We start from the raw sequence: 21,968 nt of genomic DNA on the forward strand, positions 1-21,968 counted from the left end.
CGACTGACCTTCAAGTATTCAGCAATCTGATAGCGAGATTTACCTTCAAAGAAATGAGCCAGCGCGAGCATGCGCACTTTCTTTCTGGGATCCTTAGTCTGTTTGGAGAGCTTAATAAATTCAGAGGACTGCAAAATCATTATCACATCGATGGATATTGGATTTTGGCATTAGATCATAAATTTAGTCAATTTGGCATTACCCGTTATTACTCAACACGAACAAATATCGCTAGATGCTTTGGGCTAGTGACTTGATGAGTATTGCATCACTGGGTTAAAGGAGTCATACGCAATAATTAGAAGTTGTAAGCGCTTCGACAGGCCCGCTTCGCTCATGGATACCCCGTCTTCCGTAAGTTACCGGCTGCGTCGTGATGCGGCAATTTTCCGCCACTTAAATATTGGCCTCATTCTTGCTTTTATCTCATCAAGTCAAATTTTTGGAGTCGGGTTATGGCAATTAGTTTTGATAAAGCATTGGGGGTTCACCCCCACACTATGCTGATCCGCTCTCAGCGTGCTGAAATTTTGGCAAGTAACATAGCCAATGCTGATACCCCTGGATATAAAGCTAAGGATATCGACTTTGGTCAGGCTTTTAAAGCGGCAAAATCGGCACAGCTAAGCGGCAATAAGATGGTCAGAACCAATGAGAAGCACCTCAGCGGTGGGACTCAGTTAAATAATGGTATTGAACAATATCGTATTCCAAATCAAGCAGATACTGGCGATGGTAACTCCGTTGATATACAAGTGGAACGAAACTTGTATGTACAAAATGCACTAGAGTACCAAGCTAGTTTGAATTTTTTATCTGGTAAATTTAAAGGGCTTAAGAAAGCCCTAAGTGGTCAAGGTAGCTAATTATGAGTTTATATAATGTTTTCGATATAGCGGGCTCGGGCATGAGTGCCCAGAACGTTCGCTTGAATACGACCGCCAGTAATATTTCAAATGCAAACAGCGTAAGTTCTAGTCAGGACAAGGTGTACAGAGCCAGGCACCCAGTCTTTGCTGCAGAATTAAATAAAGCTGCGGCGGCTCAACCGAACACCATGGGGTCGTCGGTGGGCGTTAAAGTACTGGGTATTGTGGAAAGTGATAAACCTTTGCAGGTTGAGTACAACCCTAACCATCCGAGTGCTGACAAAGACGGGTACATCTATAAACCGAATGTGAATGTGGTTGAAGAGATGACAAATATGATCTCTGCATCGCGTTCGTACCAAACGAATGTTCAGGTCGCGGATGCCGCTAAGCAGATGCTTAGCAAGACCCTGCAACTTGGCCAGCGCTAAGCGGGAGTATAGCCAATGAGTAACGAAGTCAATTCAGCAACCTCGACCTATGTCGATTCATTGCGTTGGCCTGACAAGCAGGTACCGACAGAAAAGAATGATGAGTTGAAGCAAGAGGATTTCTTTGCGCTATTGACTCAGCAGTTGTCTTATCAAGATCCGAGTAAACCAGCAGATAATGATCAGATGATTGCGCAAATGACGAACTTTACAATGGCCGAGGGGATCTCGGACCTAAACTCAAAGTTCGAATCATTGGCTGAATCAATGACCTCTAATTCTGCATTGCAGGCGTCGACGCTAATCGGTAAAAAGGCCCTGCTCGAGTCAGACACGATAGAGCATGGCCCTGACATGCAATCGCGAGGTTCAATCATTGTCACCGAACCTGTAGAGAAACTGACGGTCAGTATCCTCAATGATAAAAACGAGCTGGTAAGAACAATTGACCTTAAAGATCAAAATCCCGGCGCAGTTCGCTTTGACTGGGATGGTAAAAGCACCGATGGTGAAATGTTACCGCCTGGAGATTATACAATAAAGGCTGAGGGCTCTGTAAACGGCAAGTTTACAGCCTTGCCTACAGCGACTTTCAGAAACATTGAAAGCGTCAACGTCAATGGTGCAAGCGGCATCGTTATTAACACTAAAGCGGGTGCCGTGCGGCTTACTGACGTCGCGGAATTAGCCTAATTAAAAAGATTTAACCTTAATAGCAAGAGGTGAGAGTATGAGTTTCAATATTGCATTAACTGGTTTAGCTGCGGCTCAGAAAGACCTGGATACCACAGCTAACAACATTGCCAACGTGAATACGACAGGCTTTAAAGAATCGCGTGCTGAATTTGCATCTGTGTATGCATCTTCCGTATTTAGCGCCGGTAAGACAAAAAATGGTGACGGTGTACAAACCACTATGGTTGCGCAGCAATTTCACCAGGGGTCTTTGAACTTTACTCAAAACTCGCTGGACCTTGCGATAACTGGTGAAGGCTACTTTGCGATGAGTGAAGATTTGGGTAGCCAGGATTATACATTCACCCGTGCAGGTGCATTTAAGCTGAACAAGGATAATTTTATTGTTGATGCAAATGGTAATTTTCTTCAGGGTTTCCCAGTTGACCCAAGTACGGGTGATACAACATCAGTGAGCTTAAGCACATCGTCACCATTGCAGATACCTGACGCGTCAGGCTCTCCGCGTGCAACGACAAATGTTTATTCATCATTTAACTTAGACTCAACAGCGACGGCACCAACCGTTCCATTCGCTCCAGATACAACGGCATCTTATAATAGCTCGACGTCAACGACAGTGTATGACTCATTAGGAGAGCCACACACTTTACAGCTCTTCTTCCGTAAAGAAGACCCAACAACTAACCCAAATGAGTGGCAAGTTTATGCGACACTTGGGGGAAAATCATTTGACTCCGGTGGTAATGAAATTATTCCACCTGCAGCAATAACGCCAATCACAGAATTTGAGTTTAATGCGCAAGGTTTCCCCGATACTACAGGAGGAGCTCCGAATGCAGGCACAACTTTTAATCCACTCAATTTAACCGCAGGTAATATATCTGGGTTGTTAACTAACGGCGCGACGTTTCCGTCTGATATTCAATTAAATTGGCGTGATGAAGCGAATACATCTAATAAATTACCAACACAGTTTGCCAGCCGTTTTGAGGTCAAAGCGCTTGAACAGGACGGTGCAACAACAGGCAGGCTAGCGGGTATCGATATTGGGTCAGATGGCAAAATTGTTGCCTCATACAGTAACGGGGATTCGACCTTCCTGGGGCAAGTTGCCATGGTGCGGTTTTCAAACTCACAAGGTTTGACAGAAGCTGGTAACACGGGATGGAAAAAGAGTTTAACATCGGGTGAGCCGATCGCGGGTGAACCAGGTTCGGGTACATTGGGCACCATCAACTCCTCTGCTCTGGAGCAGTCGAACGTAAACTTGACGAACGAGCTGGTTGATCTGATCAGCGCACAGCGAAACTTCCAGGCAAACTCACGGGCACTGGAAGTCAACTCAACACTTCAACAGAACATTCTGCAGATCCGATAATCACCTTTATTATCTCACAAGGCCGCTCCAAAGCGGCCTTTTCATTTTCTTGACGATCATCTTGGCATCTATATTGCTTTATACAGTATAGATTGAACAATTTTAGGTCGTTCCCATGGATAAAATGCTGTATGTCGCCATGTCAGGCGCCAAGCAAAACCTGGTTGGTGTCGGGCTGAAGGCAAATAACCTGGCCAACGCCAATACTACTGGTTTTAAAGCCGACTTTGCACAGGCCCGCTCAATGCAGGCATTTGGTGAAGGGCTGCCCACCCGCGTATTTGCGATGCAGGAGCGCCCGGGAACCATGATGACGAGTGGCGCCATTACTGAAACGGGTCGGGAGCTGGATATTGCGGTGGATGAAAAATCCTGGATAAGCGTTGTAGATGCCGCAGGCGAAGAGGCCTATACCAAGGTTGGTACCCTCAATATCACCTCAGATGGGGCGCTGGTCACTAGCCATGGTCGTCAATTAATTGGCGAAGGTGGGCCCATTATACTGCCGCTGCCGGTAGAAAAGGTAGTCTTCAGTGACGATGGCTCTATTCAGGTTCGCCCGCAGGGTGCGCCAGCCAACTTTTTGGAAGTGGTAGACCGATTAAAGATTATTAACGCAGATAATAGCAAACTTGAGAAAGGCAATGATGGTTTGTTCAGACCAAAGGAAGAGCTGCTTGAAGATGGCGTGTGTGGGTTTTGTGAAATTTCTCCAACTGCCAAAGTAATGAGCGGCTATCTGGAAATGTCCAACGTGAATCCGGTTCACGAAATGGTAGACATGGTAAACCTTCAGCGTCAGTTTGAAATGCAGATTAAACTGATGAAAACCGCTGAAGAAATTGATGAGCGACACACTTCGCTCCTGCGTATCGTTTAAGAGAGTGAGGTATAGATTATGAACCCAGCATTATGGATCAGTAAAACCGGCCTAGATGCCCAGCAAACTGATATTTCGGTGATTTCGAATAACCTGGCGAATGCCAGCACCGTCGGCTATAAGAAAAGCCGCGCGATATTTGAAGACTTACTCTATCAGAATATTAATCAGCCAGGTGGCCGCTCCTCTCAGGATACAGAGCTACCATCAGGCTTGATGTTAGGTGCGGGTGCCAAAGTGGTCGCAAACCAGAAAAACTTCTCGCAAGGCAATATGCTGAGCACAGAAAACTCACTGGACTGGATGGTTCAGGGGCCTGGTTTTTTTGAAATTCAGATGCCCGATGGCACCATCGCCTACACACGCAACGGCCAGTTTACCACAGATGAAGAAGGCCGAATTGTCACCTCTGGCGCGGGCTTCCCGGTGCAGCCTGAGATGAACGTTCCGGACAATGCCAACTCCATTACTATTTCTCAGGATGGTGAGGTGTCAGTCAGTATCCAGGGCGAAGCCGCTAATACGGTCATAGGTCAGCTGGTTATCAGCGATTTTATTAACCCGTCGGGTCTGGAACCAATCGGTCAAAACCTTTACACCGAAACAGCCGTGAGTGGTGCACCGGTACAGGGTAACCCGGGCGTCGAAGGTCTTGGCTCTATTGTTCAGGGCGCACTGGAAACATCGAACGTTAATGTCACAGAAGAGCTGGTCAACCTGATTGAAACACAGCGAGTTTACGAAATGAACTCAAAAGTGATTAAGTCCGTTGATGAGATGCTTAGCCACATTAACCAACAGCTTTAAATGATTGGGGGCAGTATGGATAAGTTACGTACACTTGGCCTGGTAGCGGCAGGCTGTATAGCACTGAGTGGTTGTACAACAACGCAAAATAAAGATGTTAAGCGGGACGACCCTTACTACGCGCCCATGTACCCGGAAGCGGAAGCGGCACCGGTTGTGCCAACCGGCTCGTTATTCAATGCGTACGCCAACGACTTGTATTCGGATAAAAAGGCGCTTCGCACCGGAGATATTATTACGGTGGTACTGAGAGAGTCGACCCAGGCTTCAAAAGCGGCAAACTCCAAGCTGGACAAAGACAGCGAAGTGGATATCGATCCTATACTTGGGTTAGGTGGTGCGGCAGTCAACTGGGGTAACAAAAGTATTCAGCTGGACGCCGGGTCTAATTCATCCTTTGCGGGAGATGCTCAGGCCAACCAGTCGAATAGCCTGATTGGTAATATTTCTGTCAATGTCATGCGGGTTTTACCCAATGGTAACTTGGTGATCCGAGGCGAAAAGTGGTTGACCTTGAATACAGGTGAAGAGTTTATCCGTCTTGAAGGTCTGGTCAGGCCACAAGATGTGAATGCTGATAATACGGTGGAGTCAAACCGTATTGCGAATGCGCGGATCCAGTATTCAGGTAAAGGCGATACTCAGGAAGTTCAAAGTGCAGGCTGGCTGACGAAGTTCTTTATGAGCGCCATCATGCCATTTTGAGGAAGCAGATTATGAAAGTATTCAACATGCTCGTGCTGGCCATTGCGCTCGTCGGCAGTCAGTTTGCCCATGCAGAGCGGATCAAAGATGTGACTATGGTTGAAGGTGTGCGTTCAAACCAGCTGGTCGGGTATGGCCTGGTGGTTGGTTTGCCCGGCACGGGGGAGCAAACCCGCTTTACTGAACAAAGTTTCAAAGGCATGCTTAATAGCTTTGGTATTACCATGCCAGCAAACCTCAAACCAAAGATTAAAAACGTCGCAGCGGTAGCCGTTCATGCTGAGTTGCCTGCGTTTGTAAAGCCAGGTCAAACAATTGACGTGACCGTGTCTTCCATTGGTAGCGCAGGCAGTTTGCGTGGCGGCACCTTATTGCAGACTTTCCTGAAAGGGGTCGATGGTAATGTCTATGCAATCGCGCAGGGTAGCATGATCGTCGGTGGTTTAGGGGCTGAAGGGCTGGACGGCAGCCGGGTTGTGATCAACACGCCAACCGTTGGACGTATTCCAAATGGTGGCACGGTTGAGCGCGCAGTCAGAAGCCCGTTTACACAGGGAGATCACATTACGTTCAACCTGAACCGTCCCGACTTTACAACGGCGAAGCGTTTGGCTGACACCATCAACGACCTGGTCGGGCCGCAAAGTGCACAGGCGATGGACGCCGCGTCGGTAAGAGTGATCGCTCCGCGAGACCCATCTCAGCGTGTCGCTTATTTATCGACTCTGGAAAATCTGGAATTCACACCCGCAGATACCTCCGCGAAGATCATCGTGAATTCACGTACCGGCACCATAGTCATTGGTAAAGAAGTCAAACTGCAACCTGCGGCCATCACCCACGGTGGCTTAACCGTCACGATTGCTGAGCAAGTGAATGTTTCTCAGCCGCAGCCTTTGGCTGAAGGTGAGACAGTTGCTACGCGTCAGAGTATTGTCGATGTTAATCAGGATGATTCTCGTGCGTTCGTATTTGACCCCGGCTCCAGTTTGGATGACCTGGTGCGGGCTATCAATGCCGTGGGTGCAGCACCTGGCGACTTGATGGCGATCCTTGAAGCGCTAAAAGAAGCCGGCGCGATACATGGTCAATTAGTCGTCATTTGACGCTTCTTTTATAATCAATTAGTTAGCCCCATTTTATGGGGCTTTTTTTTGGCTCAATAATTGCATTGTTATTAGTTATGAATATTGATGTGTTTTTGAGCAATGAATACTGATCCGACTCGCAACCAAAGTTTCTATGACTTAACCGATTTGAACTCGTTAAGACAAGACGCGCTGAAAGGTGCTGGTGATGCCAATGCCTCTGAAGAAGCGTTGCGCAAGGCGGCTCAGCAGTTCGAATCTATTTTCACCCAGATGATGTTATCCAGTATGCGTAAAGCGAATGAGGTACTGGAAGATAAAGATAGTCCGTTTAATTCCAGCAGCGTCAAGTTTTATCGCGATATGCACGATCAGCAGATGTCTATGCAACTGTCCAGTGAGGGGAGCTTAGGTCTTGCTGATCTCATTGTGCAGCAGCTATCACCTAACCGTGATGGTTATATGCCAAGCTCGGTATTGCGCACTGGTGCCGAGTTGCAAAGTGATCGCATTGCCAACGGTGAAGCGAATCAAGCGAGCGTCGAAAAAGAGCGCAAAGCCGAGAAACAGCCTGAGGTGAAAGAGAGTGCGTCCAACGACGTGCAATTCGAAGACCCAGAGTCCTTCATTAATCAGCTTTGGGAGCACGCTAAATCTGCCGCTGCCAAGATTGGTCTGAACCCTGCTGTGATGGTTGCACAAGCTGCACTGGAAACGGGCTGGGGCAAACATATTATTGCGCGTCAGGACGGTGAAAGCAGCTTTAACCTGTTCAACATAAAAGCAGACAAGCGCTGGCAAGGCGATAGCGCCAGTAAAATGACACTCGAGTTTGAGCAGGGTCTGCCCGTCAAAAAACAAGCAAACTTCAGAGCGTATAACTCGCTCAAAGAGAGCATCAATGATTATGTCGATTTCCTGCAAACCAACCCCAGGTATCAGGAGGCCTTAACTAAGACAGACAATCCGGATCAATATCTGGATGCGCTGCAGCAGGCCGGTTACGCCACTGATCCAGATTATGCAGAAAAAATTAAACGTGTGTTGGGCAGAGGAGAATTTCAGTCCATGTTATCAGCGTCAGTGCATCAGGGAGTAAACTAAGATGTCATTTAACCTAATGAATATCGGGTCATCAGGGGTCAGAGCCAGCTCTGAGCTTTTGCAAACGACCAGTAAAAACATCGCAAACCTGAATACCAAAGGCTATGTTCGTGAACGGACTGAACATACCACCATGATCGACAACCTGGTTGGTCGCGGTGAAACCGTGCGTTTGCTTAATGAGTTTGCTCAGAAACAACTTAACCGGGACCTTTCGAGCCAGGCTTATTACGATCAATTTGTAACGGAGGCCACCCGGGTAGATACCTTGTTTGGTGAAGAGTCAAACAACCTCAACCAGAGCATTAACTCCCTGTTCAATAATATGCAAGAGGCGATGAATTTGCCCTCTTCAACGGTTGCGCGCTCGCTGTTTTTGACCGATGCCCAGAACTTGATCGACCAGATGGACCGGTTATCCGGTATTGTGTTTGATCAGAACAATATCGTGAACGAGCAATTATCCATCTATTCTGATGAAGCCAATAACCTGATCCAAAAAATCAGCGATATGAATGGTCAGGTTGCAGCGCTCAATGGCAACAATAGTGATGGCAGTGGCAGTTCATTGCTGAATCAGCGAGATCAGGCCATCAGAGACCTTGCCGAGCTGGTGGATATCGAAACCTTAGACGGTGCTAACGGTGAGAAATTGGTTTTTCTGGGTTCAGGTCAGTCTCTGGTCATGGAAAATGGCAGTTTTAATCTTTTTTCGATGGATGGAGACCCCGATCCTAACCATAAAACACTGACACTTGATGTCCAAGATGGCTCAGCTGTGGCACTAGAAGTCGATCATACTACGCTGAGAGGAAAAGTCGGCGGCCTGATGGCGTTTCGTGATGACATTCTGGTGCCAGCGCAAACTCAGCTTGGTCAAATCGGACTATCGCTTGCCGATGCCTTTAATCAACAAAACCAGTTAGGTATGGATCTCGATGGTAATCTGGGTAGCGATATTTTTTCGCTGCCAACTGTGGGTGGGTTTCCCTATGCCAGTAATACCAGTACGGCACAGTTAACGGCGACCGTTGAACCAGGCAAGGGTAAAGAAGTGCCCGCAACCGACTTCAGAGTGACGTATACCGCGGCAAACACCGTTGAAATTGCAGCTGTAGACAGCAAAGGTAATGTACTGGGATCACCTGTGACGGCAACGGTGAATGCGGGTGTGATCGATTCAAATTCTGTTGCGCCAGGCGTGGATATATTTGGGTTACAAATGAATCTGACGGGTACTGCCAATGTCGGGGATAGCTTTTTGGTTAAGCTCAACTCAGGTACTGCAGGTAATCTGCAGCTGGCTACAGATCGCCCTGAGAGCCTGGCTTTGGCCTCACCTATCAGGACCGAGACCGCAGCCAATAACGTCAGTACGGCGACCATTTCTGTCGGCTCTGTTACTAATACGGATCCCGCTACGAGTAACTTTACAGCGGCACCACCGAGCCTGACTAATGGCACAATTACTCTGACCAAAACGGCAAACGCCAATGAATATCAGATTGTGGATGGCAATGGGACAAGTACCTTTACCATCACACCACCGGCAGAAAATATCCTTGCACAGGCGGGGGGAGCGTATGCCAGCTATGGCTTCGACTTTAATATAGAAGGGACCCCATCGACCGGTGACAGTTACACCATTGAATTCAATACGGGCGGTTTCGATGATAACCGTAATGGTCTGGAGCTGAGTAAACTGCAAAGCTCGGAGCTGGTTCGACAAAATGTAGTTACAACTGCAACAGCAGACAATTTAAAAACCTTCAATGAAGCCTATGCAGGCCTGGTGACGGAAATTGGGGTGGTGGCTAATCAGGCCAAAACCAATGGGGCTGCTTATGAAGCGCTGGCAGCACAATCTGAAGCCTGGTACGAGTCAATGGCTGGGGTTAACCTGGACGAAGAGGCGGCCAATTTGTTGCGTTTCCAACAATCTTACTCAGCGGCTGCGCAAGTACTTAGCGCGGCAAGAACTGTGTTTGACACCTTATTAAGTGCGGCGAGGTAATTATGCGTTTATCTCAAAATATGATGTATCAGAACAATCTGAACTCGATACTAGACAGTCAGCAAGACGTGAATAAAGCCATGCAGCAGGTTAATACCCAAAAGCGTGTATTGACGGCATCCGATGATCCATCTGCGATGGCTCGGGCTTTATTGTACACTGATAGGATCCAGACCAATGAGCAATACACAAAAAACCTGACCATGCTGAAAGGTCGGTTGGATACCCAAGAAGGGGTGCTGGATAATATCAAAGACTCGTTAACGCGGGCTTTGACCCTGACGGTTCAGGCAGGTAATGGCGCTTTGGTCGATGTAGACCGGGCATCACTTTCAGAAGAGCTCAGCGCGATAAAAACGGCGGTTCACGATTTGATGAATGCCAAGACAGAAGATGGTCGGTACATATTCTCCGGCTATCAGGACAATACAGAAGCTTACTCGTACAACAGTACGCAGCAACGTTATCAGTATAATGGCGATCAGGGCCAGCATAAGATCAAGGTTGCTGAAGGGGTTGAAATTAAGTCCAGTGACAACGGGTTTGACGTGTTTGAGAGCGTCAATACGCGCCTGAATGTGGCTTCCAATACAGCAACTGTTTCTGGTAGTGTCGTGAGTTCCGATGTGTATGTCACCAAACAAGGTCCTTTTGATGAGTTTCATAAAGCGAACTACAACCCGGACCCCACTGCGCCTGCGGGCTCAAATACGTTTAGTCTGGTCCTGACGGCAGGTACGCCTAATACCTACACTTTGCAGCAAGGTGCAACCGTTTTGGCAACCGGAAGCTATGAAGAAAATCGCATTGAAGTAGCAGGCATGGAGTTCAGCTTTACCGGCAGTGCCCCTGCGCAGATTGACTTTGATCTGGAAGCGCCAGAAAAAGACAATGTGTTAAATATGCTGGATGATCTGGTCGGAGCATTAAATGACCCGACGCTCAGTGAAAAGGATTACCGACAGGTGCTGGCTGATTCTATGATAGGGATAGATAACGCGAAAAATCGGGTTTCGCAGATACAGTCGGGTCTTGGCGGCAGGCTAAACACAGCAACACGTATTACGGATGCCAACGCAGACCTGGACATTAACAATAAGATTGCAAAAGCGGAACTGGTTGAACTGGATATGGCAGAAGCCATCACTGAACTCACTAAGCATGAAACCGCCTTGCAGGCATCTCAGGCCACCTTTGGCCGACTTTCCAATCTGTCTTTGCTTGACTATATCAGGTAGTTCTACATTTTAGTGGCTTTCGAGGTATACCTCGAAAGCTCACTTTTCTTTCTTCTTTTAATCAGTTTACTTTCTAACCCTATAACTTATATGCCTTTTACTATTAGGCTTGAGATTTATCCTCAGAACCGTAAGCGGCAATTTCTTTCCTACTATAAGTCGCTTTAGCAACTAAATTTCCATTAAAATCAGCTGTTTATTATTTTTTTATAAATTTTTCTAAAGAATTTATTCTGCCGCCCGATAACTTAAGTAACCAAGCCGGAGAGTGAAAACAAACCTTGAAGGCTATGAGAGTAAGTTTTAGAAGTTTGAGAGTGGGCACTTACAGAGTAAGCACTCGAAGAGTAAGCACTCAGATTATAGTGGGAGAATCACCATGGCACTTTATGTAAATACTAACGTAAGTTCATTGAATGCTCAAAGACAATTAAACAATTCAGGCAATGCGCTTGATGTTTCCTTCAAGCGTTTATCATCGGGCTTCCGTATTAATAGCGCTGCTGACGATGCAGCAGGTCTACAAATTTCAGACCGTTTGACTTCACAAATCAACGGTTTAAACCAAGGTAACCGTAACGCCAACGACGGTATTTCGCTAGCTCAGACAGCTGAAGGCGCGATGGACGAAGTTACCTCAATGTTCCAGCGTATTCGTACTCTGGCACAACAAGCATCAAACGGTTCGAATACTGATGAAGACCGTTTGGCAATCCAGGAAGAGATCCGCTCACTGTCTTCAGAGGTGAACCGGGTCGCAGCAGATACAACCTTCGGTGGCCAAAACCTACTGGATGGTACTTACTCTGCAAACTTCCAGGTTGGTGCTGATGCAGTGCAAACTATCGGTTTCAGCATGCAAAATGTTGCCGGTACTACCAATGATATGCAGGCAAATGGCGGTTTCACGCTGTCAGGTATCGCAGGTATTGCCAGTGGCGTAACGGGTGTTGCTCTGAGTACCACCACTGAAACCATCAGTACAAACATCGGTGCTGAAGCGGATGCGAAGGTATTCTCTAACGTATTCACTGAAACAGGTATTTCAGTATCATCTCAGGCAAACGCGCAGGCAGTATTGGCTGGTATGGATAACCTGATTGCGGTAGTTGACAAGAAACGTGCAGAGCTTGGTGCGGTACAAAACCGCTTCCAGTCTACGATCCGTAACCAGTCGAACATCTCTGAGAACCTGTCAGCTGCGAAATCACGTATCAAAGATACTGACTTCGCTCAGGAAACTGCAAGCTTGACTAAAATGCAGATCCTACAACAGGCGAGCCAGACAATCCTGAGTCAGGCTAACCAGCGTCCACAGGCTGCACTAAGTCTACTAGGATAAGATAGGTAGGAAAACAGGTGCCCGGACTTGATGGGGTATTAGCCAGGGCACCTAATTGGATGATAAAGCGGAGGAGCTTAAATCCAATTCAGTTCATCAAAACAATGAACACGTTAATATTAGCACTTTCCGTGCCAATATTATGAAAAAATATTGACACCCACTCTCAAACTTCAAAAAAAAGAGGCTTCCGGGCCTCTTTTTATTTATACTTTTACTGGCAAGTACTGACTGGCCCGGCGATATAGCCCTTTTAATATCCCGAAAAGGCGCCGTTTAGTCGTATCACGCCAACAGCGGCTATATAGCTAGTATAGTTCAGGCCAACATATTCCGATCCCAAGACACAATATCTCTCTTGTCAAAATTTGTTGGCACGCGCCTTGCTTTATTCACTCCAGAAGAAATTAAGTTTGTACAAGCGGCATTGGATTGCCCCTTCACTGAGCCCCGGCCAGTGATAACAATTGCCTCCTTGTACACCAATGAACAGCTCAATGCTGAGCATTTGTATAGAGAGAGTGAATCATGGCTTTATTTGTAAATACCAATGTCAGTTCCATTAATGCGCAACGACAACTACAAAATTCAGGTGTTGAGCTGGATACGTCCTTCAAACGCTTGTCTTCAGGTCTACGGATCAACAGTGCGGCAGATGATGCTGCAGGTCTGCAAATCTCGGACCGACTACAGTCGCAGATCTTAGGTCTTAATCAGGGTAACCGAAATGCCAATGACGGTATTTCTCTTGCTCAAACCGCTGAAGGGGCGATGGACGAAATTACCTCTATGTTCCAGCGTATCAGAACTTTGTCACAGCAAGCAGCCAATGGCTCAAACACCGATGAAGACCGACTGGCAATTCAGGAAGAGATTCGCCAGCTGGCGTCAGAAGTTAACCGGGTTGCCAGCGATACAACGTTTGGTGGTCAAAACCTATTGGATGGCTCTTATGCAGCTAACTTTCAGGTGGGTGCAGATGCTGTACAGACCATCGGTTTTAGTATGCAGTATGTGGGCGCCACGACCAACTCTATGGCTGATAATGGTGGTTTCACCCTTTCAGGGGTGGCTGGGGTTGCCAGTGGGGTATCGGGTGTCGCTCTGAGTGCGACAACAGAAACCATTAGTACAAACATTGGTACTGAAGCGGATGCCAAAGTGTTCTCTAACGTATTTACTGCCGCAGGTATTTCTGTGTCGTCACAGGCTAATGCACAGGCAGTCATGGCGGGGATGGATGCTTTGATTGCGGTAGTTGATAAAAAGCGTGCTGAGCTGGGTGCGGTACAAAACCGATTCCAGTCGACGATTCGAAACCAGGCGAATGTTTCAGAAAATCTGTCAGCAGCAAAATCTCGGATCAAAGATGCGGACTTTGCGATGGAAACCGCTAAACTGACTAAAAACCAGATTTTACAGCAGGCCAGCCAGACCATTCTTGGCCAGGCAAATCAGCGCCCACAGGCCGCACTGAGTCTGCTACAGGGTTAATAACACAAAAAAATTAAAATAATTTGCAAATAAGGCTAAAGCTTTCGCTTTATCAGTCGATAGCGGATTTAGAGAACTATAAATCTAGGACTCTAAATCATCGCTGCTGGCAGGGTAGGGGTATCCCGTCTCAGCGAGTTATATTGATAAAGCGGAGGCTATTATGGCTTTATATGTAAACACCAATGTGAGTTCATTGAACGCACAGCGGCAATTAAACAAATCCTCAGGTGCGTTAGATACCTCTTTCCAACGCTTGTCGTCGGGTTTGCGCATTAACAGCGCAAAAGACGATGCTGCAGGTATGCAAATCACCAACCGTCTGAACGGTCAAATTAACGGTCTGAATCAGGGTATCCGAAACGCGAACGATGGTATCTCACTGGCGCAAACTGCTGAAGGGGCGCTAGACGAAACGACTCAAATGTTCCAACGGATCAGAACACTCGCGCAACAGGCGTCTAACGGTTCAAACACCGATGAAGACAGACTGGCACTGCAAGAAGAAATTCGCTCACTTTCTGAGGAAGTAAACCGGGTTGCAGCTGACACCACCTTTGGTGGTCAAAACCTGCTTGATGGTTCATACAATGCGAACTTCCAGGTGGGGGCGGATGCAGTGCAAACCATCGGCTTTAGTATGCAAAACGTTGCCGCTACAACCAACGACCTGCAAGCCAACGGTGGCTTCACGTTGTCAGGTATTGCGGGTATCGCCAGTGGGGTAACCGGGGTTGCGCTAAGTACCACCACAGAAACCATCAGTACCACGATAGGCACAGAAGCTGATGCTAAAGTGTTCTCAAACGTATTCACTGAAGCAGGAATCTCAGTTTCTTCACAAGCCAATGCGCAAGCGGTACTTGCCGGTATGGACCAACTTATTGCGGTTGTGGATAAAAAGCGTGCGGAGCTGGGTGCTGTACAAAACCGGTTCCAGTCAACTATTCGTAACCAGTCAAATGTTGCGGAAAACCTGACAGCTGCACGTTCTCGTATCCAAGATACCGACTTTGCGGCCGAAACTGCTAGTTTGACTAAGATGCAAATCCTGCAACAGGCAAGTAGTTCAATCCTGAGTCAGGCAAACCAGCGTCCTCAGGTCGCCCTGTCGCTCTTAGGCTAATAATAGTGTAACGTCAAGTTTGCATGAGAAATCGCGAAACTTGGCGTATACTTACAGTTAGACTAATGATTGGAGGTGTATTGTGAAAGAGATTCAGGCAACATTAGGGCTTGGCTCAAATAATGCGGTGCTCACTCCTGGTCAAATTAAGCCTGAGGAAAACGCTGAGACGCTGCGGGCTGTAGAGAAATTAACCAAGTTGGTTGAAAACCCTGCAGTTCGTGCTCGGGATAAGCAAAAGGAAGAAGCTGACCCTGATGCGCAGGAAAAATTGTTCGCCCAGGTTAAATCTGATCTGGCGAAGCTGAATGACTTTATACCGGTCACCGCAACTAATTTGTCGTTTGAGTTTGATGATAAGGGCAATCCGCCTTTCATCAGAGTCATTGACAAAGGGAGCGATGAAGTGATCCGGGAGATCCCGTCAGAGGAATTTCGTGAAGTTGCTAAGGCTTTGGAAGAATTTGCCGATAAAGTATCAGGAAAAGGTTTGCTGTTTGACAGGACAGCATAAATGAAAGTGAATTGGAGGTAGCAAATGCCACTTATTACGTCTGCAGGCGTCGGCTCGGGTCTGGACTTGGAGAGTATCATTAAAGCATCGATAGATGCCGAAAATATTCCCAAGATGCAGGCCTTCGTCAAGAAAGAAGAGTCTTTGAAAGTAGAACTCTCTGCCTTGGGCGAGGTTAAGTCTGCTATCTCCAAACTCAACGACACAGTTAAAAAGCTGGCTGATCCGGATAACTTCGGTAAACGGGTTGCCAACATTACACAACCTTCATCCGGCGATATCATTAGCGTGACGCCGACGTCGGACATCTCTGTCGGTAATTTTGATATTGCCGTCAAACAATTGGCGCAGGGCAGCCGGGCTGTCTCGGCAGATGGCGCCTATACGTCAATTGATGATGTAGTAAGCGCCACAGGAGGCACCTTAACTTTCGGTGCGGGCACAGACAACAACTTCACCCTTGACGTAACAGCCGGTATGACATTAGGTGAACTCAGAGATGCTATCAATGCCTCAGATTCAAACTTTGGTGTAACCGCCAACATTGTAAACACAGGGACTACTACTGCGGGCTCAAAATTGGTACTAACGTCCAATGTGACCGGCGATGATAACAGTTTAACTGTGACCAATGACAATGCTGAGCTGGATGCTGTGTCAATCGGTACTACCGGCGGAATGACCATTGACCCTGCAGAAGATGCACGTAACGCTATCATCACCGTGGATGGTCTCGAAGTACAGAGCGACACCAATACCTTTAAAGACGCGGTACAGGACATGACCATCAAGGCGCTGGCCAAGAGCGAAGGAAACGATACGGATGGTTATGATACTGCCAGTTTGAATGTGGATTACGACAGAGAGTCAGTGAACACACTCATTGACGAGTTTATCTCAAATTATAATAATCTGATAGGCAACATTGGTTTCCAGACTCGCATAGGTAAACCTTTGAATGGTGACTCATCCATGCGTACGTTGAGTGACCAGCTTATCACCACACTGTCAACGACACTGACCGATGCAGGTCCATTTGAAACCATCTTTGATATTGGTTTGGGAGTGGATAATGACGGTTATCTTGAAAAATCGTCTTTGGTGCGCAGTCTGAATGACGCGATGGACAGTAATTATGATGATATTGGCACAGCGTTTGCAGGAGAGAATGGAGTCGCCAAGCAGCTTGAAACGTTGCTTGACAATTATGCAAGCTCGAGCGGTTTGATTAAAGACCGGGAAGATGGCCTTAATGGCCAGATCAGTGATTTAGAAGACGATGTTGAAAATCACGAATATAGAATGGCGTCTTTAGAAGAAAGGCTAAGAAAGCAGTACGCTGGGTTGGATGTGTTAATCGCCCAGATGCAGCAAACTCAGTCTTATCTCGGCGCTCAGCTCGCGAATTTGCCAGGGTTCACCAAGTCTAAGTAAGGAGCCATTATGTACAACGCAAGAGTTAAAAATTATCAAAAAGAAGCACTGAAAACACGTGTAGCCGGTGCTGATCGTTACGAAATTATTCAAATGCTAATGGCTGGCGCAGTGGAGAAAATGGTACTCGCTAAAGTATCGATTGAAAAGCGCCACCTTGAGGCAAAAGCAGAACATATTTCAAAAGCCTCTGCTATTTTAGAGGCACTTCGAGGTTGTCTGGATTTTGAAGTGGGTGGAGAAGTCACCGAGAATTTATATGCTTTGTATTCTTATATGATTGACAGATTACTGGATGCCAGTCTGCAAAATGATCCGGCAATCGTCGATGAGGTGTCAAACCTGTTAAAGGAAATTAAGTCAGCCTGGGATGCTATCCCTGTCGACGTGCGACAGCAGACGTTGAATGACAATGGCGCTGATGCCAATGTCGGTTAGCTTTACTGACATAGAAGCATCTTTAGAAGCAGTAGATGCGGCTTGCCAGGCAGGCGAGCTTGAGGAGGCGCAGCGACTCTTTAAGCACTTTGATGAACAGCTCCGAGCGACATTAACGCAAGACATGCTCGCTGAGTCAGAAGCTACTCAGCAGGCTGCAATCTCTCTATTTAACCATATCCAAACACTCACCGGCGCATTACAGCAAAGCAAAGCGGCAGTGGCTAAAGAGCTGTCTCAGTTTGTTGGCAACCAAAAAAAAATCAAAGCGTATAAAAATACATAATACGACATTGGCTGATGTATGAATAAAGATCCGATATCACAACAATTAGAGTCTCTCTCAGAAAAACTCACCGAAACAACAGCGCACCAGGCTCGGGAAGCGGAATTCGCTAAAGAGGCCAACGAGCGTTTCAACAAAAACCTACAGAGTTTCGAAAAATATTACCCAGATATAGCTAAGGCAATTACTAACCATAGCGTACGTGAAGACTTCTGCCTCCACGTGACCCCATCTGGTCATGGTAATTTTGTGCCTAAAGACAGCACTGCTCCTATTTATTCTCACTCGCCAATTGAGCAAACCACAGAGCAGGTTGAACGGCAACTCAGTCAGCCTGTTATGAGCCTGACCGATTATACTGGGTATGGCCAAAACCAGGAAGATGAGCGTTTGCATGTGCGCTATATGACTGAGCTAACAAATCTGATGATCGATATCCGCGATCAGGGGCAAGCGCCGCTCAGTAAAATACCAGAACACTTTCCAAGCGCCGTGATTTTTGGCATAGGCTTGGGTTACCACATTCCTTTGTTACTGGAACGCACCCAGTTCGATTACATTTTCTTGATTGAACCTGATTTTGAACAGTTTTTTGCCAGTCTGTTTTGTACTGACTGGTTTCAAATTATTGCTGATATAGACGAGCAGGGAGGGTGTTTATTCTTCCATTTAGGCGTAGACCACAGCTTATTTATTCAGGATATGGAAAAGCTCGCCGAAGATGTGGGAGCCTTTGCGCTGGTGCGCAGTTTTTGCTACCAGCATACTCCTGGTGCACAGCTAAATACGTTGATCCAGCAGTGGGCAAAAGACTACTTCAGGTTCCAGTTTGGGCATGGCTTTTACAATGATGCCGTGACCGGTTTGGCGCATGGTATTCATCATGTCAGAAATAAGGCGGCCTGGTTGACTAGAAGTGCGTCAAATATCAACAAAGACACGCCTGTTTTTATTATTGGTAATGGTCCCTCCCTGGATGAGGCCGAAGCATTTATAAAACGTAACCATAAACAAGCCATCGTGATTGCTGCGGGTACTTCAATTGCTACTTTGCATAAAAAAGGCATACCCGTAGACTTTCATGCGCTGGTGGAAAGGCCTTATTCTAATTACAAAATCTTTGGCGATATTGTGCCGCCTGAGGTTTACCAAAACACCAATTTGATTGGCCTGAGTACGCTTTACCCGGATAACAATCACAGATATAAGTGGGCAGGTATTGCGGCAAAAGGCGCTGAAGCCGGGACTTCAATGATGGATTTACTGGCGCTGCGATACATGTCAAAAACCTTGCCAAAAATCCCTTACAGTAACCCAGTTGTTGCGAATACGGCGTTGTCATTTGCACTTTACCTCGGCTTTCGTAATGTCTACTTATTTGGGGTCGATAATGGCAAAGATCCACAGGGCGCACATCATAGTAAAGACAGTATTTATCGGCCACGAAACGACGACGATGAATCCCTGGGTTACTGTCATCTCGATATCACCGGCCATACTCTGCCAGCAAACTTCGGCGGTTTCGTAGTATCCAATAACTTATTTATGATTGCCCATGCCCAGCTTGAAAAACTACTCAGATACTATGATGTAGATACGTGCCTGAATGTCGGCAGCGGTGCAAAAATAGCAAAGACGCTGCCAGTAAAAGCAGAGGATTTGCTTGATATTGAGGAAGAGTTTGATATTCATGCCACGGTTGAAGCTATCAAATCTGAGTGCTTCGATGTGTTTCCACTGGATGACGTCAGCGAGGAAGTGATAGCGCTGGATGGTCTGAAAGAGCTGGTTGAACACATTTGTAGCATTGCGTCTGAGCCAGTACAAACTCGTCAGGAAGCGGCTGATCAACTCAGGCGTCAGGCAAGGTATGTATTCGCTTACCGCGACTCCAAGTGGGGGCATTTATTCCATGTGCTTAAAGGCTCATTGCTGTATTACCACTGTCCTTTGATAACACTTTTGTACACCTACGAAGATGAAGCATTTTGCCTTGAGCAGTACCAGCGTTTAAATCAGCTGTGGATGAGCTATATCAAAGAAATTTATATACATTTTTGTGAGCATTACACTGAGAAGTGTGATCTGGGGCGGGAGTAGTTGCGGTGTCATATCAAGAAACAGAAGCGTTTTACAGTGACCTTTATGATGAGTTGTATCCCATCCTGAGATCGATCACAGGCCCGGGGCTGAGACAAAGTTATGATATTTTTGGTCGTTACCTGCCATTGGAGCGGCTGTCTATTCCTTCGGGTACAGTTTTGTTTGACTGGCAGGTTCCGCAGGAATGGCACTGCGATGAAGCGTATCTGCTGGGGCCTGATGGTGAGCGAGTGGCGGATATGCACAGACTCAACCTCGAAGTCGTGAATTACTCCGAGCCCGTGGACATCACTTTGTCTCTGGAAGAGTTGCAATCTCATTTGTACAGTTTACCTGAGCTGCCTGAGGCGGTACCTTATGTGACCAGTTATTATAAGAAACGCTGGGGTTTTTGTGTTAGCCAGTCACGCCGTGATCAGCTAAAGCCGGGCCAGTATCGTGCGGTGATTAAAAGCCGTTTTGTTGATGGGCACTTAGATCTTGCTCAAACCGTGCTTGAGGGGCAATCAGATCAGGAAGTGTTACTCAGCTCCTATCTATGCCACCCTTCGATGGCTAACAATGAGCTGAGTGGTCCGCTGGTGTTACTGGGTTTGTATCACAGAATCAAACAGTGGCCGAATCGCCGCTACACATACCGTTTTATGCTGCACCCGGAAACCATCGGGAGTCTTGGGGTACTGCACCTGCTGCAGGATCATTTTCGCCAGCACCTGGTATCCGGGCTGGTACTTAACTGCTTAGGGGGAGACCCTCAGGAACTGGTGTTTAAGCACAGCCGCAATGACAACGGGTTACTTGATAAACTCTTGTATCACCTGAGTGAGCGAGATTATGGGCATAGCAATATCCCATTTAGCCCGCTTAGCGGCTCCGATGAGCGTCAGTATAACGCGCCAGGGTTCCAGTTTCCCGTATGTTGTGTAAGCCGTAGTTTTCATACTGGCTATAAGGAATATCACACATCACTGGATAACAAAGACTATATGGGTATAAAACCGCTGCTGGATAGCATTGATAAGCTAGAAAAAATCTTTTTAGCATTTGAACAGGTTGCAAAATTTGAAAACAAATTCCCTTTTGGTGAACCAAATTTGGGAAAAAGGGGGTTATATCCAACGCTCAGCTTTTTTAGTAAAGAAAGAACCTCGCAACTTGATGAATTAAACCACATTAAAATGCTATTAAATTACAGTGATACAAAGCACGACACCATAGACATTGCTAACCTTCAAGGTAAATGTGTAACAGACATGCAAAGCGCAATCTCAAAGCTTGAAGAGCAAAAATTACTTGAGATGATATAAAAATGGAATGGGATAAGATTTATCAACAAGGTAAACAGTTAAATCGATACCCCTTCAGTGACGTTGTGTCTTTAATTTTTAAAATGAAGCAAGCAAAGCCTAATTTGAAAGTGCTCGAATTAGGCTGTGGTGCAGGTAATAATATAGTGTTTATGGCTTCTGAAAGTGTGTCAGTAGCCGGCATTGATATCTCTCAGACAGCGATAGATTTTGCCAAGTCACGTTTGCAACAATTGAATTTACATGCTGAATTAATTGCTGGAGATTTTTGCGTGCTGCCATGGCAAGACAGTACTTTCGACTTGGTGATCGACAGAAGTGCGTTAAATTGCTCTCCTAAAAAGCAAATACAGCAAGCTTTAACAGAAGTGATAAGAGTGTTAAAGCCAGGTGGCTGTTTGTATTCATCGATCTATTCAGACCTTCATCCCGCATACATTACAGCAAAGATAAGAAGCGAAGAGTTTACCAAAGGGATCACTTTGGCAGGCTACCAAGACATTGATGGTCTCTATTTTGCTTCAAAAAATGATATTACGAGTTTGTTTTCTGAGTTTGAAACCCTCGAAGCTACACTGAATACATCTGTTTCTTTAGAAGAGGAGGTGCTTTCAGCGACATGGTCTATTACCGCTTTTAAAGCTGATATAGATCAGGATAGGCCTGCGTCATATTAGGCACTATTATTAAACGTTTTTAGTACGAGAAAGT

At 46.5% G+C, this 21,968-nt stretch carries 21 protein-coding genes; all 21 read left to right on the plus strand.

The annotated features are described in order from the left end of the window. The first annotated feature begins 455 nt into the window (after nucleotides 1-455). The 21 genes from flgB to L1285_RS15390 all read left to right on the plus strand — a co-directional run bounded on the left by flgB (nucleotide 456) and on the right by L1285_RS15390 (nucleotide 21,934). Nucleotides 456-866, plus strand: a complete 411-nt coding sequence (gene flgB / locus L1285_RS15290) for a flagellar basal body rod protein FlgB (protein ID WP_046003958.1) — start codon at nucleotides 456-458, stop codon at nucleotides 864-866. A 2-nt stretch (nucleotides 867-868) separates the two neighbouring features. Then, entirely contained in the window at nucleotides 869-1,300 is a 432-nt protein-coding gene (gene flgC, locus L1285_RS15295; RefSeq protein WP_125720707.1) for a flagellar basal body rod protein FlgC, read from the plus strand. A 15-nt stretch (nucleotides 1,301-1,315) separates the two neighbouring features. Next, on the plus strand, nucleotides 1,316-1,993 hold the full coding sequence (locus L1285_RS15300; RefSeq protein WP_235413066.1) for a flagellar hook assembly protein FlgD: 678 nt from the start codon (nucleotides 1,316-1,318) through the stop codon (nucleotides 1,991-1,993). A 37-nt stretch (nucleotides 1,994-2,030) separates the two neighbouring features. Further along, a complete protein-coding gene (gene flgE, locus L1285_RS15305; protein ID WP_235413067.1) occupies nucleotides 2,031-3,377 on the plus strand; it encodes a flagellar hook protein FlgE in 1,347 nt (448 codons plus the stop codon). Between the two features lie 115 nt (nucleotides 3,378-3,492). After that, on the plus strand, nucleotides 3,493-4,257 hold the full coding sequence (locus tag L1285_RS15310) for a flagellar basal body rod protein FlgF (protein WP_235413068.1): 765 nt from the start codon (nucleotides 3,493-3,495) through the stop codon (nucleotides 4,255-4,257). 18 nt (nucleotides 4,258-4,275) lie between these two features. Then, entirely contained in the window at nucleotides 4,276-5,064 is a 789-nt protein-coding gene (gene flgG / locus L1285_RS15315) for a flagellar basal-body rod protein FlgG (RefSeq protein ID WP_235413069.1), read from the plus strand. Between the two features lie 15 nt (nucleotides 5,065-5,079). Beyond that, entirely contained in the window at nucleotides 5,080-5,769 is a 690-nt protein-coding gene (flgH, locus tag L1285_RS15320; RefSeq protein WP_235413070.1) for a flagellar basal body L-ring protein FlgH, read from the plus strand. Between the two features lie 11 nt (nucleotides 5,770-5,780). Next, a complete protein-coding gene (locus L1285_RS15325; protein WP_125720717.1) occupies nucleotides 5,781-6,875 on the plus strand; it encodes a flagellar basal body P-ring protein FlgI in 1,095 nt (364 codons plus the stop codon). Nucleotides 6,876-6,977: 102 nt separating this feature from the next. Beyond that, nucleotides 6,978-7,961, plus strand: coding sequence for a flagellar assembly peptidoglycan hydrolase FlgJ (gene flgJ / locus L1285_RS15330; RefSeq protein ID WP_235413071.1), 984 nt, complete (start codon nucleotides 6,978-6,980; stop codon nucleotides 7,959-7,961). Nucleotide 7,962: 1 nt separating this feature from the next. Next, the gene (flgK, locus tag L1285_RS15335) at nucleotides 7,963-9,975 is read left to right on the plus strand and encodes a flagellar hook-associated protein FlgK (protein WP_235413072.1); all 2,013 of its coding nucleotides are present in this window, start codon (nucleotides 7,963-7,965) and stop codon (nucleotides 9,973-9,975) included. Nucleotides 9,976-9,977: 2 nt separating this feature from the next. Beyond that, nucleotides 9,978-11,213 (plus strand): flagellar hook-associated protein FlgL, encoded by a 1,236-nt coding sequence (flgL, locus tag L1285_RS15340; RefSeq protein ID WP_235413073.1) that lies wholly within the window; start codon nucleotides 9,978-9,980, stop codon nucleotides 11,211-11,213. Nucleotides 11,214-11,592: 379 nt separating this feature from the next. Beyond that, nucleotides 11,593-12,555 (plus strand): flagellin N-terminal helical domain-containing protein, encoded by a 963-nt coding sequence (locus L1285_RS15345; protein ID WP_235413074.1) that lies wholly within the window; start codon nucleotides 11,593-11,595, stop codon nucleotides 12,553-12,555. 528 nt (nucleotides 12,556-13,083) lie between these two features. After that, nucleotides 13,084-14,049 (plus strand): flagellin N-terminal helical domain-containing protein, encoded by a 966-nt coding sequence (locus L1285_RS15350; protein WP_235413075.1) that lies wholly within the window; start codon nucleotides 13,084-13,086, stop codon nucleotides 14,047-14,049. Nucleotides 14,050-14,212: 163 nt separating this feature from the next. Further along, nucleotides 14,213-15,175, plus strand: a complete 963-nt coding sequence (locus tag L1285_RS15355) for a flagellin N-terminal helical domain-containing protein (protein ID WP_235413076.1) — start codon at nucleotides 14,213-14,215, stop codon at nucleotides 15,173-15,175. A gap of 82 nt (nucleotides 15,176-15,257) precedes the next feature. Continuing rightward, a complete protein-coding gene (locus tag L1285_RS15360; RefSeq protein WP_235413077.1) occupies nucleotides 15,258-15,689 on the plus strand; it encodes a flagellar protein FlaG in 432 nt (143 codons plus the stop codon). 24 nt (nucleotides 15,690-15,713) lie between these two features. After that, nucleotides 15,714-17,123: a flagellar filament capping protein FliD gene (gene fliD / locus L1285_RS15365; protein ID WP_235413078.1), complete on the plus strand. Its 1,410-nt coding sequence runs from the start codon at nucleotides 15,714-15,716 to the stop codon at nucleotides 17,121-17,123. A gap of 9 nt (nucleotides 17,124-17,132) precedes the next feature. Continuing rightward, nucleotides 17,133-17,561 (plus strand): flagellar export chaperone FliS, encoded by a 429-nt coding sequence (fliS, locus tag L1285_RS15370; protein ID WP_046003943.1) that lies wholly within the window; start codon nucleotides 17,133-17,135, stop codon nucleotides 17,559-17,561. Beyond that, complete coding sequence (locus tag L1285_RS15375; protein ID WP_235413079.1) at nucleotides 17,530-17,847, plus strand: hypothetical protein; 318 nt, start codon at nucleotides 17,530-17,532, stop codon at nucleotides 17,845-17,847. The genes fliS and L1285_RS15375 overlap by 32 nt, the downstream gene beginning before the upstream one ends. A gap of 18 nt (nucleotides 17,848-17,865) precedes the next feature. Beyond that, on the plus strand, nucleotides 17,866-19,947 hold the full coding sequence (locus L1285_RS15380) for a motility associated factor glycosyltransferase family protein (RefSeq protein ID WP_235413080.1): 2,082 nt from the start codon (nucleotides 17,866-17,868) through the stop codon (nucleotides 19,945-19,947). A 5-nt stretch (nucleotides 19,948-19,952) separates the two neighbouring features. Then, a complete protein-coding gene (locus L1285_RS15385; protein WP_235413081.1) occupies nucleotides 19,953-21,257 on the plus strand; it encodes a DUF4910 domain-containing protein in 1,305 nt (434 codons plus the stop codon). A gap of 2 nt (nucleotides 21,258-21,259) precedes the next feature. Next, nucleotides 21,260-21,934 carry a class I SAM-dependent methyltransferase gene (locus tag L1285_RS15390; RefSeq protein ID WP_235413082.1) on the plus strand — a complete coding sequence of 225 codons (675 nt, stop codon included), beginning with the start codon at nucleotides 21,260-21,262 and terminating at the stop codon, nucleotides 21,932-21,934. Nucleotides 21,935-21,968: the final 34 nt, after the last annotated feature.

This window comes from Pseudoalteromonas sp. DL2-H2.2, from assembly GCF_021532535.1.
In the GTDB taxonomy this organism is placed as follows: domain Bacteria; phylum Pseudomonadota; class Gammaproteobacteria; order Enterobacterales; family Alteromonadaceae; genus Pseudoalteromonas; species Pseudoalteromonas rubra_A.

Bases quoted from the DNA above. Each gene is read 5' to 3' on its own strand.
- flgG (WP_235413069.1), top strand. From the start codon at position 4,276: ATGAACCCAGCATTATGGATCAGTAAAACCGGCCTAGATGCCCAGCAA.
- L1285_RS15345 (WP_235413074.1), top strand. From the start codon at position 11,593: ATGGCACTTTATGTAAATACTAACGTAAGTTCATTGAATGCTCAAAGA.
- L1285_RS15355 (WP_235413076.1), top strand. From the start codon at position 14,213: ATGGCTTTATATGTAAACACCAATGTGAGTTCATTGAACGCACAGCGG.
- flgK (WP_235413072.1), top strand. From the start codon at position 7,963: ATGTCATTTAACCTAATGAATATCGGGTCATCAGGGGTCAGAGCCAGC.
- flgL (WP_235413073.1), top strand. From the start codon at position 9,978: ATGCGTTTATCTCAAAATATGATGTATCAGAACAATCTGAACTCGATA.
- L1285_RS15390 (WP_235413082.1), top strand. From the start codon at position 21,260: ATGGAATGGGATAAGATTTATCAACAAGGTAAACAGTTAAATCGATAC.
- L1285_RS15375 (WP_235413079.1), top strand. From the start codon at position 17,530: ATGACAATGGCGCTGATGCCAATGTCGGTTAGCTTTACTGACATAGAA.
- L1285_RS15350 (WP_235413075.1), top strand. From the start codon at position 13,084: ATGGCTTTATTTGTAAATACCAATGTCAGTTCCATTAATGCGCAACGA.
- flgE (WP_235413067.1), top strand. From the start codon at position 2,031: ATGAGTTTCAATATTGCATTAACTGGTTTAGCTGCGGCTCAGAAAGAC.
- flgB (WP_046003958.1), top strand. From the start codon at position 456: ATGGCAATTAGTTTTGATAAAGCATTGGGGGTTCACCCCCACACTATG.
- flgH (WP_235413070.1), top strand. From the start codon at position 5,080: ATGGATAAGTTACGTACACTTGGCCTGGTAGCGGCAGGCTGTATAGCA.
- fliD (WP_235413078.1), top strand. From the start codon at position 15,714: ATGCCACTTATTACGTCTGCAGGCGTCGGCTCGGGTCTGGACTTGGAG.
- flgC (WP_125720707.1), top strand. From the start codon at position 869: ATGAGTTTATATAATGTTTTCGATATAGCGGGCTCGGGCATGAGTGCC.
- L1285_RS15380 (WP_235413080.1), top strand. From the start codon at position 17,866: ATGAATAAAGATCCGATATCACAACAATTAGAGTCTCTCTCAGAAAAA.
- L1285_RS15325 (WP_125720717.1), top strand. From the start codon at position 5,781: ATGAAAGTATTCAACATGCTCGTGCTGGCCATTGCGCTCGTCGGCAGT.
- flgJ (WP_235413071.1), top strand. From the start codon at position 6,978: ATGAATACTGATCCGACTCGCAACCAAAGTTTCTATGACTTAACCGAT.
- L1285_RS15300 (WP_235413066.1), top strand. From the start codon at position 1,316: ATGAGTAACGAAGTCAATTCAGCAACCTCGACCTATGTCGATTCATTG.
- fliS (WP_046003943.1), top strand. From the start codon at position 17,133: ATGTACAACGCAAGAGTTAAAAATTATCAAAAAGAAGCACTGAAAACA.
- L1285_RS15310 (WP_235413068.1), top strand. From the start codon at position 3,493: ATGGATAAAATGCTGTATGTCGCCATGTCAGGCGCCAAGCAAAACCTG.